We start from the raw sequence: 14,730 nt of genomic DNA, 5'->3' as shown, positions 1-14,730 counted from the left end.
TTGCGCACCACCTCAGAACCCACGACAAGCACCTGGTAGCCCTCACCCCAAAATCTAAAAGTCTACGCTCAGATCACTGTGGGAGCGGGCTCACCCGCGAACACGGGCGAAGCCCGTGCCAGCCCCGCGGTTTCTACTTCGCGGCCAAGCCTGCTTCCACACCGATCAAGCTGACTTCATCGGTAAATTTGTAGGCAATTTCCCAAATTAACCTTGTTTGTCCGCATTCTATTGTCGCGCCAGGCATGGGGAGCTAGTGTCAATCGCACCTGAAGGCACGCAATGCAATCCGCCATTCGCCTTCGGGAACAACCTCAAGGCGGCGATGTCCGAACACCGTCGTTATCAGCCCAATTTTTACCAAGGAGAGGTAAGCATGGCTTTCGATGCTTATATTCAAATCGCGGAAATCACTGGCGAAGCACTGGACGAGCAGTACGCCAACTGGATCGAAATCATCGGCTACAAGTTCGGTGCCAACCAGAGCACTTCTGCCACCGCAAGCTCTGCAGGTGGCGCATCTTCTGGGCGTACCACGCTCACCAACTTCACCTTCACCAAGTACCTGGACAGCGCCAGCTGCAAGCTGCTCGAAGCCAGCTGTGCCGGCCAGCACCTGAAGGAAGTGAAGCTGGTGGTGTGCCGGGCCGGTACCGAAAAGCTCAAGTACTACGAAGTCGTTCTCGAAGAAGTGATCATCGCCGACTACGCCCAAAGCGCCAATGCTGGCGTGCCGGTGGAAGTAGTGCAGCTCAACTATGGCCGCATCAAGACCACCTACACGCGGCAGAAGCGCCTCGACGGCAGTGCCGGCGGCAATGTGACCGGCGGCTGGGATCGCATCAGCAACAAGAAATATGCGTGAGGTGCGACTATGTCCGAGGCACGTAGCTTCATCAATCCCCAGGCACAATCCTATGAGTCGTTGAAGGCCGGCACGCCGATGTCGGCCAATCAGCGGGCCAAGTTTGATGTGTTGAATGCGCATATCGTCAATAGCGTGGTTGTCGGAGGGGAGCTGGTGATTGTTGGAGATCCCAGTACACCATCGTGTACGAGCCATGAAGCATATTTGATGGCAGAGGCGGCGGGGATACACCATCAGCTTGAGATCAATGGCGCTGGGGTGGATGACTTCTTTCTGGATAACTATGAGATGTTGAAAGGCTTGCTCTCTCATACCTCCATGGGGGCAGGCGTTGTGAGCGATGGTTGGAGCAGATACCTCGATGCGATCAAGAGGACGTTGGAAGAAATCGAGATATTACATCGGGAGTATTTGAAAAACGGCACGCTAAAAGCGCGTGACGAATTTTATGCCAAGAGAATGGCATTGTTTATGAAGTTGGAAGGGCAGTTGAACAACATGGCTGCGTATGGTTCGGGCCTGCAAAATAAGGGATCGGTGAAAAGAGCGCTCGAGATATCTACCAAGAGCTACCTACATACAGGTGAGATTGCTGGATATGCCGAAAAGATTGCTGGCGTCTCGAAAGCGGCAAGTCTGATAAAGAAGGGCACTTATATCGGCTTGGGGCTCGACGTGGCTTCAACAGGGCTGAGTATCCATCATGCATGTACCTTTGGACGCTCTGAAGATTGCAGAAAGGCCAAGTATGTGGAAGGAGTCTCTCTGGTCGGCAGTACGGGGGGCTCGATCGCGGGCGGGTCGATTGGTGGATTTCTAGGGGGAACTGGATGCGTACTTTTCCTCGGAGTGACGACAGGCGGTCCGGGGGCCCTCGCGTGTACTGTCATTGGAGGCGCCGTGGGTGGTGCTGCAGGCGGTTCGGTCGTAGGTGATATCGGTGAGATGTTTGGTGAGTTGTTATATGAGGTGACGCAATGATTGGCTTCGACGCCAGGTGGTTAGGTCTTCCTTTAATGATGGCTATGTTCATGGTCATATTTATATGGGTTTATATTTCAGTTCGCTATGTGAGTTACATAGAGTCGTTGCTTTCTAATAGTTCAATGGTTTCTGGTAATAAAAAGATTTTTGGTCAGGCGGGTTTGCTGGGTAAAGTGATGCGTACCGGCTCCGCATCCGTAATGTTGTCGATGAGGGCGATTTGCATTCGTAAAGGCCTTTTGGATCTTCAGGATGTAAAGAAATTTCCTGGTGGTTTGCGCCGTATGCTTGTGGGCTTGTGGTTTGTTCATGTCGCTATTTTTTTGTCGCTCATAGGTCTTTGGAGTTGGTTGAAATTGGAAGGCTATTAATTTGGGGTGTGGGTAGGCGAGTTTGCGCCGATCGCCGGCAGCACGGTGCCGGCGGCGGTGGAGCAAGTGCAATCTTCAGGCGCAATCGTATGAGTCGCTGAAGGCCGGCACGCCGATATCGTCCAATCAGCGGGCCAAGTTTGATGTGTTGAATGCGCATATTGCCAATAGCGTCGTTTTCCCTGGCGAACTCGTGATCGTGGGTGAACCAAGCACCCCCTCCTCCTGCACTAGTCATGAAGCTTTTCTCATGGGTAAGGCGGCTGGGATACACCTTGATATCGAGTTGAACGGAGGGGGAATCGATGGATTCTTCCTAGAGAACTATGATCTGTTGCAGAGCTTGTTGACCCGTGCGTCTATAGGTGCAGGTGCAGCCAGTGATGCCTGGAACAAGCATCTTGAGGCTATCAAGAAAACGCTAGAGGAGATTGATCAACTGCATCACAGCAGGTGCAGGGGCTGTCGCTTGCGTGGTGCTCGGCGGGGTGGCTGGAGGTAGTGTAGGTGGGGCGTTAGGAGAAATGGGTGGCGAGTTTCTTGGAGAAGTTTTATATGAGGTGCTGTAATGACCAATGTGCAGGTCGCGGTGCTCGGAGTGTGTTTGTTTGCATCACCATTTTTAATGTTTGGAACGTGGATTGTAATTGCATACCGCTTCCTTGATAAGGTCGAGGCAAGCTTCTCAAATAGTCCCATGGTTGTGGGAAACAAAGCAATGTATGCCCGTGCTGGTATGCTTGGGCAGATTATGCGTTTGGGGTCAGTTTCCGCGATGCTATCAATGAAGGGTTTTTGCATTCGCAAAGGTATGTTGGACAGTGAAGATGTCCGCAATGCCCCTCAAAGCCTTAAAAAACTACTGGTTTGGTTATGGCATGCTCACGTGCTGCTTTTTGTCTTGCTGGCTATGTTCTGTGTTTGGATAAGGTTTCTGAGATGACGGGTGTATATTAATGAAATCGGGTTGGTCACCAGTCTGGACCCGTTCTCCGCCTTATTCAAATACATCCGTATAGTCAGCAAATACACCGCTAACCCGATGCCACGATCAACAACGCCGCATAAGGCTCCGCCGCCGCGAAACAGCAGTTGCTTAGCGGGGTGGCGTTGAGCGCACGTTATCGCGGGCAGTATTTACAAGCATAGACGCCAGGGGGGCATAACAGACATGCTGGAGAACGAAACCTTCAATCGACTCGGAACCAATCATAAAATATCGGCGTGCATCTACAATCTGATCCTCGGCGCAGTACTGCTGTGGGGCTTCTTCGTCAACTGGTATCTGGTAATCACGGTGCCGCCCGATATTGTTCGGTCCATCCCCATGATGCTGTTCCTGGTTGGCTACTTGATCACCGCGCTAGCGGGTGTCGCGATCATCTTCAAATCTGAAAAGCCGTTGTACAGTTTCCTCGGCTACAACCTGATCGTGATTCCGGTCGGGTTGCTGCTTGTCATCGTCCTCCCAAAGTACTCACATGAAAACATCGTGAATGCCTTGCAGGCGACCGTCTTGCTAACCGTTACCATGATGTTGCTGGGGTCTGTATTCCCCCGCTTCTTCAAGCGCATCAAGGCGTCATTATGCATAGCTTTGATAGCTGTGATCTTCGTTGAATTGGCGCAGGTTTGGTTATTCGGTATCCATCTCGGGGTAATGGATTGGATCACTGCACTGATCTTCTGTGGCTATATCGGGGTTGATTGGGGGCGTGCGAACCAGATTGAGCGTACCGTGGATAATGCAATAGACAGCGCTGCATCGCTGTATCTAGACATTATCAATCTGTTTCTGCGGGTCTTGCGGATCATGTCCAAGAAGTGAGTTGCCCAGGTGGCTTAATGCCCAGGCCGCATGGCGGCCTGGGCAAGCTTTCAAGCCTTGTTCAAATACATCCGCGTAGTCAGCAGATAAACCGGCAACCCCGAAACCACAATCAACAATGCCGCATAAGGCGCCGCCGCCGCGAACTCGACGTTGGCCGTATGCGCCCATACCTCGGTGGCCAGGGTGGTCATGCCGGTCGGGCTGAGCAGCAAGGTAGCTGTCAGTTCCTTCATGGCATCCAGGAACACCAGGGCAAAAGCTGCCGCCATGGCCGGGAAGATGATCGGCAGGGTCACCCGGCAGAACGCGGCAAAGCTGCTTGCGCCCAAGGTCCGTGCCGCTTCCTCCAGGGTAGGTGAAGCCTTGTTCAGTGCGGTGCGCACCGGCGACTGCGCCAGCGGCAGGAACAGCAGCGCATAGGCCAGCAGCAACAGTGCCGTGGTCTGGTACAGCGCCGGCACGTAATGCAGGGCGAAGAACACCAGGGTCAGGGCAATCACCAGGCCGGGCAGGGCGTGCAACAGGTATGGCAGGCGCTCGGCCCAAATTGCCAGGCGGCCCTTGTAGCGCACCACCAGGAAGCTGATTGGCAGGGCCAGTAGCACGCAGAAGCCGGCGCCGCCCAGCGACACCGACAACGAGGTGAACAGCGCCTTGGAAATGGCTGCCACTGGGAATGCCGCCGATGAACCCACGCTCAACCAGTAGCCGAGCATGGCCAGCGGAATTCCGCTGCCCAACACCGCCAGGCCCACGCAGAACAGTTGCGCCAGCACTGCCCAGCCACGCAGCCGCACCGGTTGTGCTCGCCGCGCCACACCCTGGCCGATGCGCACGTGACGGGCCTTGCCACGTACCCGCAGTTCAAGCCACAGCATCACCAGGCACATCGCCAACAGTACGGCGGACAGCATGGCCGCGTTGGCATTGCTGAACTCCAGTTCGAACTGCTGGTAAATCGCCGTGGTGAAGGTTTGCAAGCCGAGGATCGACAAGGCGCCGAACTCCACCAGCATGTGCAGGGCGATCAGCAGCGCGCCGCCCAGCATCGATGGCCACAGCAGCGGCAGGGTGACCTTGATGAATACGCCCCAGCGGCTGCAGCCCAGCGTACGTGCCGATTCCTCCAGCGAGGTATCGAGGTTGCGCAGGGTCGCGGCCACCGGCAGGAACACCAGTGGGTACTTGGACAGGGCCATGACCATGATCGCCCCGCCCAGCCCTTCGAAGTCCGAGCTCAGCGACACCCAGGTGAAGCTGCTGACGAACGACGGCACGGCGAACGGCAGGCACAGCACCACGCCCCACAACCGGCGGCCGGCCAGGTTGCTGCGCTCCAGCAGCCAGGCCAGGGCCAGGCCGACCACCATGCAGGTCAGCGTCACCCCGACCATCAGCATCAGGGTGTTGCGCATCAGCCCCCAGACAAACGGCCGCCACAGCAGATGCAAGGCTTCGCGCCAGCCGGCCTCCCAGGCTTTCATGGCAACGTACAGCAAAGGCAGCAAGCTCATCGCTACCAGGAACAGCACAGGCAGCACCACCCAGACAGAGGGGCGCTTGCGGCGCGGTACGAAGCGAACCGGCACCGGTTCGGACAGGGCGGCAGTCATCAGAGCAGGCCGACCTCGCGCTCAAGCTCGATCGCTTCCTCGGCATTGCCCAGGTCGGCTGGTGAGATCTTCGGTGGGCGCAGGTCTTCGAACGGCTTCAGGCCGCGGTCGGAGACCATGCCTTTGTGCAGCGGGTACTCGGCGGTGGTCTGGGTGATCACGCGCTGGCCTTCTTCGCTGGCCATCCAGTTGAGCAGGGCCTGGGCTTCTTTCGGGTGCTTGCTGGCCTTGACCACGGCTGCGCCGGAAATGGTGACCAGGTTGCCGGCATCGCCATCGGCCAGGTAGTAGAGCTTGGTGTCCAGCTTGCCGCGCTCGCGCTCCAGCGCATACCAGTAGTAGTTGTTCACCAGTACCGCAGCCACTTCGCCTTTTTCCACGGCTTTGAGGGCGACCATGTTGTTGGTGTAGGTCTTGCCGAATGCCTTCAGGCCGGTCAGCCATTCTTCGGTGGCTTCTCGCCCGTGCATCTTCAGGATAGCCACGGCCTGTTCCTGGAAGGCGCCGCTGGTGGGTACATAGCCGACACGGCCTTCCCACTCGGGGTTGGCAAAGTCCATCACTGTGGTCGGCAGGTCTTTCTCGTCGACCTTCTTCGGGTTGAAGACGACGATGCGCGTACGGGCGGTAATGCCCATCCAGGTGCCGTTGGCGCCAACGTACTCCTTGGGCATCATGTTCGCGGTGGCGTCATCGATCTTCGCCAGCAGGCCCAGTTCGCCCAGGTTGTTCAGGGGAGGGGACTCTTCGGTGTAGATGATGTCGGCCGGCGAGCGTTCGCCTTCCTCGATGATCTGGCTGGCCAGCTGGTTGCTGCTGCCCTTGCGGATATCGATGTGGATGCCGGTCTTGGCCTCGTAGGCCTTGGCGATGGCCTCGCCGATTTCCTTGTGCTGACCGTTGTACATGGTCAGGGTGACCGGTGCGTCTGCCATGGCGGCCGGAGCGCCGATGGCCAGGCTCAGCACGGCGGCGGCCAAGGTACGCATCAGCGGTTGCGGGCGGATCGTCATGCGGGTACTTCCTCGCTTACGGCTACATATTTGGAAACAATGGTAAACGAAATCGTTTCTCAAGTGGCCGGGTGACGAGAAATTCATGGTCAGACCATGGTGCAAGAGTCTGAAGGTGTCAGGTATTTCACTAGCCGGAAGGCCTGTGATGATTCTGTGGGAGCGGGCGCGCCCGCGAAGAGGCCGGCACAGGTTTGCACCTATGACCGAAAAGAGGAGGGATACAAAAATCGCAGGCAAGAAAAAACCCACTAGCAAGCTAGTGGGTTTTTGTATGGTGCCCAGGAGAAGACTCGAACTTCCACGACCGTTAAGTCACTGATACCTGAAACCAGCGCGTCTACCAATTCCGCCACCTGGGCAAAGCTTTACATCATCTGGAGAAGGCGACTATCGTTCGCTTTCACACAGTAGTAACAGATCCTTGGTCATCTGTTACTTGAAAATATTTGGTGCCCAGGAGAAGACTCGAACTTCCACGGCCGTTAAGCCACTGATACCTGAAACCAGCGCGTCTACCAATTCCGCCACCTGGGCACACATTCGAGATTACTTGATGCTTTACAGCGCCGCTCATCTCTACTACAACTTCGGGGTTGTCCGTCGTTGTGGTGCGCACTATACGGACGGTCCGGGGGGCTGTAAACCCCCCAAGCAAAAAAAATTTCAAAAAATTCAACTTGTTGATTCCGCAGGCCTATTCGTCCTCGCCAGACACGCCGGTGGGGCTGTCCAAGGCTGACATTTCCGGTTTCAATACGCCTATGCCAGAATTCCTATCTATATACCCCAAGGTGAACCCCTTCTGATGGCCGATTGGCAATCCCTCGATCCCGAGGCCGCTCGCGAAGCGGAAAAATACGACAACCCTATTCCCAGCCGTGAGCTGATCCTGCAGCGCCTCGCCGACCGTGGCGAACCGGCCGCACGCGAGGAGCTGGCGGCCGAGTTCGGTCTGTACGACGAAGATCAGATCGAAGCCCTGCGCCGCCGCCTGCGTGCAATGGAGCGCGATGGCCAGCTTATCTATACCCGGCGCGGCACTTATGCCCCGGTAGACAAGCTGGACCTGATCTGCGGCCGCGTCTCCGGTCACCGCGACGGCTTCGGCTTCCTTATTCCGGACGACGGCAGCGAAGATCTGTTCCTCAGCCCGTCGCAAATGCGCCTGGTGTTCGACGGTGACCGCGGCCTGGCCCGCGTCTCTGGCGTCGACCGCCGTGGCCGCCGTGAAGGCGTGCTGGTCGAAATCATCTCCCGCGCCCACGAAAGCGTGGTCGGCCGTTACTTCGAAGAAGGCGGTATCGGCTACGTGACCCCGGACAACCCGAAGATCCAGCAGGAAGTGCTGGTCACTGCCGGGCGCAACGGCGGTGCCAAGATCGGCCAGTTCGTCGAGATCAAGATCACCCACTGGCCGACCCCGCGCTTCCAGCCGCAAGGCGATGTGGTCGAGGTCATCGGCAACTACATGGCGCCGGGCATGGAAATCGACGTTGCCCTGCGCAGCTACGATATCCCGCACGTCTGGCCCAAAGACGTGATCAAGGAAGCGCGCAAGTTCCGCTCCGAAGTCGAAGAGAAGGACAAGGAGAAGCGCGTCGACCTGCGCCACCTGCCGTTCGTCACCATCGACGGCGAGGACGCCCGCGACTTCGACGATGCCGTCTATTGCGAGCCGCTGGGCAAGCTGCGCCTGTTCTCCGGCGGCTGGCGCCTGTATGTGGCCATTGCCGACGTGTCCAGCTATGTGCGCCTGGGTTCGGCCCTGGACGTCGAGGCCCAGCAGCGCGGCAACTCGGTGTACTTCCCCGAGCGCGTGGTACCGATGCTCCCCGAAGAGCTGTCCAACGGCCTGTGCTCGCTGAACCCGCATGTCGATCGCCTGGCGATGGTCTGCGAAATGACCATGAACAAAGCCGGCCAGATGGTCGACTACCAGTTCTACGAAGGCGTCATCCACTCCCACGCCCGCCTGACCTACAACAAGGTCAGCAGCATGCTCGAGCACTCCCGCACCCGTGAGGGCAAGGCGCTGCGCGAGGAGTACAAGGCAGTCGTGCCGGATCTGAAGAACCTGTACAACCTGTACAAGGTGCTGGTGGAGGCCCGTCACACCCGTGGCGCGATCGACTTCGAGACCCAGGAAACCCGCATCATCTTCGGTGACGAGCGCAAGATCGCGGAAATCCGCCCGACCGTGCGCAACGACGCCCACAAGCTGATCGAAGAATGCATGCTGGCGGCCAACGTGGCCACCGCCGAATTCCTGCAGAAGCATGGCGTGCCGGCCCTGTACCGCGTGCACGACGGCCCGCCGCCGGAGCGTCTGGAAAAGCTGCGCGCCTTCCTGGGCGAACTAGGCCTGACCCTGCACAAGGGCAAGGACCCGTCGCCGAAGGATTACCAGGCACTGCTGGCGAGCATCGCCGGGCGCCCGGACTTCCACCTGATCCAGACCGTGATGCTGCGTTCGTTGAGCCAGGCGGTGTACAGCACCGACAACAACGGCCACTTCGGCCTGAACTACGAGGCGTACACCCACTTCACCTCGCCGATCCGTCGCTACCCGGACCTGCTGGTGCACCGCGCCATCCGCAGCATCATCCGTTCCAGGGTCGAAACCCCGCACGTCAAGCGTGCCGGCGCCATGAGCATCCCCAAGGCGCGCATCTACCCGTACGACGAGAACACCCTCGAGCAGCTCGGCGAGCAGTGCTCGATGACCGAACGCCGGGCCGATGAAGCCACCCGTGACGTGGTCAACTGGCTCAAGTGCGAGTTCATGAAGGACCGCGTGGGCGAGACCTTCCCGGGTGTGATCACCGCGGTGACCGGTTTCGGCCTGTTCGTCGAGCTGACCGATATCTATGTGGAAGGCCTGGTGCACGTCAGTGCGCTGCCGGGCGACTACTATCACTTCGACCCGGTGCACCACCGCCTGTCTGGCGAGCGTACCGGTCGCAGTTTCCGACTGGGCGACACGATCGAGGTCAAGGTCATGCGCGTCGACCTGGACGAACGCAAGATCGACTTCGAAGTGTCGGAAAAGACCCTCGCCGCCCCGATCGGCCGCAAGCAGCGTGGTGCCGCACCGGCTGCCGGCCAGGCCGAGCAGGCCCCGGTCGAGGCCAAGGCCACGCCGAAGCCGCGCAGCCGCAAGAGCGAGACCGCCGAGGCATACTTCCCGAAAGACGCTGTGCAGCGTAACGCCGAAGTGCGCAAGAGCCGCGAAATGAAGAAGGCGCTGATGAGCGAGGCGCGCAGTGGCGGCCATGCCAGCAGCAAGTCGGACAAGGGCGGCAAGGCCTCCGGCAAGCCGACCAAGCACCGTAAAGGCCCGTCGAAGTCCGGCGCGCCACGCAAGAGCAAGAGCAAGTCATGAGTCAGCTGGAAAAGATCTACGGCGTGCACGCCGTGCAGGCATTGCTGCAGCACCATCCGAAGCGGGTCAAGCAGATCTGGCTGTCGGAAGGGCGCAGCGAGCCTCGCCTGCAGGCGTTGCTGGCGCTGGCTGCGGAAAATCGCGTGGCAGTCGGCCAGGCCGAGCGTCGCGAGATGGATGCCTGGGTAGAGGGCGTGCACCAAGGGGTGGTCGCCGAGGTGAGCCCGAGCCAGGTCTGGGGCGAGCTGATGCTCGAAGAGTTGCTCGAGCGCACTGAAACGCCACCGCTGATCCTGGTGCTGGACGGTGTGACCGACCCGCACAACCTTGGCGCCTGCCTGCGTACCGCCGATGCCGCCGGCGCCACGGCAGTGGTGGTGCCCAAGGACAAGTCCGCAACCCTGACACCGGTCGTGCGCAAGGTGGCCTGTGGCGCTGCGGAGGTGATCCCGCTGGTGGCCGTGACCAACCTGGCGCGTACCCTGGAAAAACTGCAGCAGCGTGGCCTGTGGGTGGTAGGTACCGCCGGCGAGGCCGAGCAGGAGATCTACCAGCAGGACCTGACCGGGCCGTTGGTGATGATCATGGGCGCGGAAGGCAAGGGCATGCGCCGGTTGACCCGCGAGCATTGCGATTTCCTGGTGAAGTTGCCGATGGGCGGTAGTGTCAGCAGCCTGAACGTGTCGGTGGCGACTGGCGTGTGCCTGTTCGAGGCTGTGCGTCAGCGTCAGGCCAAGCGCTGATCTTCGGCCTGTACCGGCCTCTTCGCGGGTAAACCCGCTCCCACAGGGATCGCACAAGGCCTAAGCCCTGTGGGGTATCTGTGGGAGCGGGTTTACCCGCGAAAGGGCCGGCAGTCTGTAATGTGTTTCAGGCTGTTCAAATATTCACCAATCACCTTGCTTGTACGCCTCGCCTTCTCTACAATTGCGCCCCTTGCCGAGCTGGCAGGTGCGCATGTGCCTCTACTCCCTGGCAAGACACACCAGTGTCATTCACTCCTTGTCTGACCAGATCCACTGGCAGACTACTAACCCGTAAGGAGCATTCATGCGTCATTACGAAATCATCTTCCTGGTTCACCCGGACCAGAGCGAGCAAGTCGGCGGCATGGTTGAGCGTTACACCAAGCTGATCGAAGAAGATGGTGGCAAGATCCACCGCCTGGAAGACTGGGGCCGTCGTCAACTGGCCTACGCAATCAACAATGTTCACAAGGCTCACTACGTGATGCTGAACGTTGAGTGCACCGGCAAGGCCCTGGCCGAGCTGGAAGACAACTTCCGCTACAACGATGCCGTTATCCGTAACCTGGTCATCCGTCGTGACGAAGCCGTTACCGGCCAGTCCGAGATGCTGAAGGCTGAAGAAAACCGCAGCGAGCGCCGTGAGCGTCGTGAGCGTCCTGAGCATGCTGAATCCGCCGACGGCGACGACAGCAATGACAGCGACTCCAGCGATAACGCTGACGAGTAATCCACGGACCTTTAGAGGAGCCTATTAAATGGCACGTTTCTTCCGTCGTCGTAAATTCTGCCGCTTCACTGCTGAAGACGTGAAAGAGATCGACTTCAAAGATCTCAACACCCTGAAAGCTTACGTATCCGAAACCGGCAAGATCGTTCCAAGCCGTATCACCGGTACCAAAGCTCGTTATCAGCGTCAGCTGGCTACCGCTATCAAGCGCGCCCGCTTCCTGGCCCTGCTGCCCTACACCGACAGCCACGGCCGCTGAGACCGGGTCGTCGACAAGCAGTAAGGGATTAGCATGCGAGCGTTAGCAAGTTTCATCATGCGCGGTCGTGTGCAGGCCACCCTGGTGGTGGTCATCAGCGCGGTACTGCCGCTGCTGTTCTGGTTGAGTGCCGCTGCCGGCAGCCTTGTGCTGCTGCGGCGTGGGTTCAAGGATGCTACAACGGTCATCGCCGGCGGCCTGCTGGCCGGGCTGGCCGTGTGGGTCATGGGCGATCCCATCACCTTTCTGGTGATCGCGGGTGCCCTGGGCTTGGCTGCGCTATTGCGCGCCGAGCATCCCTGGAGCCGGGTGTTGCTGGTCAGTGCCGTGTTCGCCGTGGCTTTCAGCCTCGTGCTCGATCTGGCGCTGGCGCAAACCTTCGATGTACTGGCCAAGGCCTTTGCCGAAGCCATGCCGAAAATCGAGGGGCAGCCGGTGCTCTCCGGTGAGCTGATCCGCCCTGTGCTGGTCGCTTCCACAGCAGTGACGGTGCAATTGTTCAGTGTGCTGGCCCTGGTGCTGGCGCGCTACTGGCAGGCAGCGTTGTACAACCCTGGAGGCTTCGGTCGCGAGTTTCGCGCCCTGAAGTTGCCGAAACAGACCATGGCGGTCTTGGTGGCAGTGATGGTGGTGGCCCCGTTCATCGGGCCGCAGTTCATCGTCCTGGCATCGGCCTCGAGCCTGGTACTGGTACTGGCCGGCATCGCCTTGATGCATGGGCTGGTGGCACAGGGTCGACTGGCCGGGTTCTGGCTGGTGGGCATGTACGTGACGCTGCCGCTGATCATGCAGCTGATTTATCCGTTGCTGGTGGTTCTGGCCATTGTCGACAGCCTGATTGATTTTCGCGGTCGCAAGTCCCCCAAGGGGAATGACTCCGCGAACGGTGAAGGTTAAAAGTTAAGAGGTTTTACCAAATGGAACTGATCCTGCTGGAAAAAGTCGCTAACCTGGGCAACCTGGGCGACAAAGTAAAAGTTAAGGCTGGTTACGGCCGTAACTTCCTGCTGCCATTCGGCAAGGCCACCGTTGCCAACGCCGCCAACCTGGCTGCGTTCGAAGAGCGTCGCGCCGAGCTGGAAAAAGCAGCTGCTGACAAGAAAGCTTCGGCTGAAAGCCGCGCTGCCCAACTGGCCGAGCTGGAAGTGACCATCACTGCCACCGCTGGCGACGAAGGCAAGCTGTTCGGTTCGATCGGCACCCACGACATCGCTGACGCCCTGACCGCCTCTGGCGTTGAAGTGGCCAAGGCTGAAGTTCGTCTGCCGAACGGCACCATCCGTCAGGTTGGCGAATACGACGTAGCCGTGCACCTGCACAGCGACGTTGAAGCCACCGTACGCGTGGTCGTCGTAGCTGCCTAAGCTGCGCTGACTGTCTGGCTCCTTGTGGGGCAGGCGGTTAACATCGGGCACGGTCCTGTTTTCGACAGGCCGTGCCCTTTGTCTTTTTCATCCTCCAGAATTCTTTCGTGGCCATGAACGAGATCACCACTTCCGAACAGCTTGACCTGCAAACCGCAGCCCTGAAGGTGCCGCCGCATTCCATCGAGGCCGAACAGGCCGTGCTCGGTGGCCTGATGCTGGACAACAACGCCTGGGAGCGGGTGCTGGACCAGGTATCGGATGGCGACTTCTACCGGCATGACCACCGCCTGATCTTCCGTGCCGTGCACAAGTTGGCCGACGCCAACCAGCCATTCGACGTGGTGACCCTGCACGAGCAGTTGGACAAGGAAGGCCTTTCTTCGCAAGTCGGTGGGTTGGCTTACCTGGCCGAGCTGGCCAAGAACACCCCGTCGGTAGCCAACATCAAGGCCTATGCCGCGATCATTCGCGAGCGCGCCACCCTGCGCCAGCTGATCAGCATCAGTACCGATATCGCCGACAACGCGTTCAACCCGCAAGGGCGCAACGCCGAAGAAATTCTCGACGACGCCGAGCGGCAGATCTTCCAGATCGCCGAGGCTCGCCCGAAAACCGGCGGCCCGGTTGGGGTCAACGAACTGTTGACCATGGCCATCGACCGCATCGACACGCTGTTCAACTCCGACAGTGACATCACCGGCGTATCCACCGGCTTCACCGACCTCGACGAGAAGACCAGCGGCCTACAGCCAGCCGACCTGATCATCGTCGCCGGACGACCGTCGATGGGTAAGACCACTTTCGCCATGAACCTGGTGGAAAACGCCGTACTGCGTACCGACAAGGCGGTACTGGTGTTCTCCCTCGAGATGCCAGGTGAATCGCTGATCATGCGTATGCTCTCGTCCCTGGGCCGTATCGACCAGACCAAGGTGCGTTCCGGCCAGCTGGACGACGACGACTGGCCGCGCCTGACCTCGGCGGTGAACCTGCTCAACGACCGCAAGCTGTTCATCGACGATACCGCTGGCATCAGCCCCTCGGAAATGCGCGCCCGTACCCGCCGCCTGGCTCGTGAGCACGGCGAAATCGCCATGATCATGGTCGACTACCTGCAGCTGATGCAGATCCCGGGTTCGGCCGGCGACAACCGGACCAACGAAATTTCCGAGATCTCCCGCTCGCTCAAGGCCCTGGCCAAGGAATTCAACTGCCCGGTCATCGCCCTGTCGCAGCTGAACCGCTCCCTGGAACAGCGCCCGAACAAACGCCCGGTGAACTCCGACTTGCGTGAATCCGGTGCGATCGAGCAGGACGCCGACGTGATCATGTTCGTGTATCGCGACGAGGTGTACCACCCCGAGACCGAGCACAAGGGGGTGGCTGAAATCATCATCGGTAAACAGCGTAACGGTCCGATCGGCTTCGTTCGCCTGGCGTTCATCGGCAAGTACACCCGCTTCGAGAACCTGGCGCCGGGCATGTACAACTTCGACGACGACGAATAAGCCACCGGCCTCATCGCCGGCAAGCCATGAATCCGACAACCATCGTCGGATTTGG

The 14,730-nt window shown here is 59.1% G+C and carries 14 protein-coding genes, 2 tRNA genes and 1 pseudogene; 13 read left to right on the top strand and 4 right to left on the bottom strand.

The genetic code is table 11. The annotated features are described in order from the left end of the window. Positions 1–376 precede the first annotated feature (376 nt). From QN085_RS23130 to QN085_RS23105, 6 genes and pseudogenes are all read left to right on the top strand, one after another. Entirely contained in the window at positions 377–865 is a 489-nt protein-coding gene (locus QN085_RS23130; protein ID WP_031324578.1) for an Hcp family type VI secretion system effector, read from the top strand. A 9-nt stretch (positions 866–874) separates the two neighbouring features. Continuing rightward, positions 875–1,849: a hypothetical protein gene (locus tag QN085_RS23125; RefSeq protein WP_013974427.1), complete on the top strand. Its 975-nt coding sequence runs from the start codon at positions 875–877 to the stop codon at positions 1,847–1,849. Then, positions 1,846–2,223: a hypothetical protein gene (locus QN085_RS23120; RefSeq protein WP_015271999.1), complete on the top strand. Its 378-nt coding sequence runs from the start codon at positions 1,846–1,848 to the stop codon at positions 2,221–2,223. Before QN085_RS23125 ends, QN085_RS23120 begins: the two co-directional genes overlap by 4 nt. A 97-nt stretch (positions 2,224–2,320) precedes the next feature. Further along, a pseudogene (locus tag QN085_RS23115) lies at positions 2,321–2,668 on the top strand (hypothetical protein); the annotation flags it as partial. A 123-nt stretch (positions 2,669–2,791) separates the two neighbouring features. After that, positions 2,792–3,166 (top strand): hypothetical protein, encoded by a 375-nt coding sequence (locus QN085_RS23110; RefSeq protein ID WP_013974425.1) that lies wholly within the window; start codon positions 2,792–2,794, stop codon positions 3,164–3,166. A gap of 228 nt (positions 3,167–3,394) precedes the next feature. Further along, entirely contained in the window at positions 3,395–4,051 is a 657-nt protein-coding gene (locus QN085_RS23105; RefSeq protein WP_013974424.1) for a Bax inhibitor-1 family protein, read from the top strand. A 50-nt stretch (positions 4,052–4,101) separates the two neighbouring features. Here QN085_RS23105 and QN085_RS23100 read toward each other — a convergent pair whose 3' ends face one another. The 4 genes from QN085_RS23100 to QN085_RS23085 all read right to left on the bottom strand — a co-directional run bounded on the left by QN085_RS23100 (position 4,102) and on the right by QN085_RS23085 (position 7,217). Further along, positions 4,102–5,667 (bottom strand): ABC transporter permease, encoded by a 1,566-nt coding sequence (locus QN085_RS23100; RefSeq protein WP_013974423.1) that lies wholly within the window; start codon positions 5,665–5,667, stop codon positions 4,102–4,104. Then, positions 5,667–6,680, bottom strand: coding sequence for an extracellular solute-binding protein (locus QN085_RS23095; protein WP_013974422.1), 1,014 nt, complete (start codon positions 6,678–6,680; stop codon positions 5,667–5,669). Before QN085_RS23095 ends, QN085_RS23100 begins: the two co-directional genes overlap by 1 nt. Positions 6,681–6,955: 275 nt before the next feature. Further along, a tRNA-Leu gene (locus QN085_RS23090) sits at positions 6,956–7,042 on the bottom strand. A gap of 88 nt (positions 7,043–7,130) precedes the next feature. Then, positions 7,131–7,217 (bottom strand) — tRNA-Leu (locus tag QN085_RS23085). A gap of 271 nt (positions 7,218–7,488) precedes the next feature. Between QN085_RS23085 and rnr the strand changes: the two genes are divergently transcribed. From rnr to dnaB, 7 genes are all read left to right on the top strand, one after another. Next, positions 7,489–10,065 (top strand): ribonuclease R, encoded by a 2,577-nt coding sequence (gene rnr / locus QN085_RS23080; protein WP_025340822.1) that lies wholly within the window; start codon positions 7,489–7,491, stop codon positions 10,063–10,065. Next, positions 10,062–10,808: a 23S rRNA (guanosine(2251)-2'-O)-methyltransferase RlmB gene (rlmB, locus tag QN085_RS23075; protein WP_003259007.1), complete on the top strand. Its 747-nt coding sequence runs from the start codon at positions 10,062–10,064 to the stop codon at positions 10,806–10,808. The genes rnr and rlmB overlap by 4 nt, the downstream gene beginning before the upstream one ends. A gap of 307 nt (positions 10,809–11,115) precedes the next feature. Beyond that, complete coding sequence (gene rpsF, locus QN085_RS23070) at positions 11,116–11,541, top strand: 30S ribosomal protein S6 (protein WP_013974420.1); 426 nt, start codon at positions 11,116–11,118, stop codon at positions 11,539–11,541. A 28-nt stretch (positions 11,542–11,569) separates the two neighbouring features. After that, positions 11,570–11,800 (top strand): 30S ribosomal protein S18, encoded by a 231-nt coding sequence (gene rpsR / locus QN085_RS23065; RefSeq protein WP_003249563.1) that lies wholly within the window; start codon positions 11,570–11,572, stop codon positions 11,798–11,800. Between the two features lie 33 nt (positions 11,801–11,833). Beyond that, the gene (locus tag QN085_RS23060) at positions 11,834–12,697 is read left to right on the top strand and encodes a hypothetical protein (protein ID WP_003259010.1); all 864 of its coding nucleotides are present in this window, start codon (positions 11,834–11,836) and stop codon (positions 12,695–12,697) included. A 20-nt stretch (positions 12,698–12,717) separates the two neighbouring features. After that, positions 12,718–13,164: a 50S ribosomal protein L9 gene (rplI, locus tag QN085_RS23055; protein ID WP_003249568.1), complete on the top strand. Its 447-nt coding sequence runs from the start codon at positions 12,718–12,720 to the stop codon at positions 13,162–13,164. A gap of 113 nt (positions 13,165–13,277) precedes the next feature. Continuing rightward, positions 13,278–14,675: a replicative DNA helicase gene (gene dnaB, locus QN085_RS23050; RefSeq protein WP_015271992.1), complete on the top strand. Its 1,398-nt coding sequence runs from the start codon at positions 13,278–13,280 to the stop codon at positions 14,673–14,675. Positions 14,676–14,730 lie beyond the last annotated feature (55 nt).

Origin of the sequence: Pseudomonas sp. M2(2023), from assembly GCF_030263955.1 — a bacterium.
GTDB classification, from domain to species: domain Bacteria; phylum Pseudomonadota; class Gammaproteobacteria; order Pseudomonadales; family Pseudomonadaceae; genus Aquipseudomonas; species Aquipseudomonas asiatica.
The sequence above is the reverse complement of the archived record's forward strand: the minus strand, read 5'-3'. Positions and strand labels throughout refer to the sequence as shown.

Coding starts and splice junctions, on each gene's coding strand:
- QN085_RS23130 (WP_031324578.1), top strand. CDS start 377: ATGGCTTTCGATGCTTATATTCAAATCGCGGAAATCACTGGCGAAGCA.
- QN085_RS23125 (WP_013974427.1), top strand. CDS start 875: ATGTCCGAGGCACGTAGCTTCATCAATCCCCAGGCACAATCCTATGAG.
- QN085_RS23120 (WP_015271999.1), top strand. CDS start 1,846: ATGATTGGCTTCGACGCCAGGTGGTTAGGTCTTCCTTTAATGATGGCT.
- QN085_RS23110 (WP_013974425.1), top strand. CDS start 2,792: ATGACCAATGTGCAGGTCGCGGTGCTCGGAGTGTGTTTGTTTGCATCA.
- QN085_RS23105 (WP_013974424.1), top strand. CDS start 3,395: ATGCTGGAGAACGAAACCTTCAATCGACTCGGAACCAATCATAAAATA.
- QN085_RS23100 (WP_013974423.1), bottom strand. CDS start 5,667: ATGACTGCCGCCCTGTCCGAACCGGTGCCGGTTCGCTTCGTACCGCGC.
- QN085_RS23095 (WP_013974422.1), bottom strand. CDS start 6,680: ATGACGATCCGCCCGCAACCGCTGATGCGTACCTTGGCCGCCGCCGTG.
- rnr (WP_025340822.1), top strand. CDS start 7,489: ATGGCCGATTGGCAATCCCTCGATCCCGAGGCCGCTCGCGAAGCGGAA.
- rlmB (WP_003259007.1), top strand. CDS start 10,062: ATGAGTCAGCTGGAAAAGATCTACGGCGTGCACGCCGTGCAGGCATTG.
- rpsF (WP_013974420.1), top strand. CDS start 11,116: ATGCGTCATTACGAAATCATCTTCCTGGTTCACCCGGACCAGAGCGAG.
- rpsR (WP_003249563.1), top strand. CDS start 11,570: ATGGCACGTTTCTTCCGTCGTCGTAAATTCTGCCGCTTCACTGCTGAA.
- QN085_RS23060 (WP_003259010.1), top strand. CDS start 11,834: ATGCGAGCGTTAGCAAGTTTCATCATGCGCGGTCGTGTGCAGGCCACC.
- rplI (WP_003249568.1), top strand. CDS start 12,718: ATGGAACTGATCCTGCTGGAAAAAGTCGCTAACCTGGGCAACCTGGGC.
- dnaB (WP_015271992.1), top strand. CDS start 13,278: ATGAACGAGATCACCACTTCCGAACAGCTTGACCTGCAAACCGCAGCC.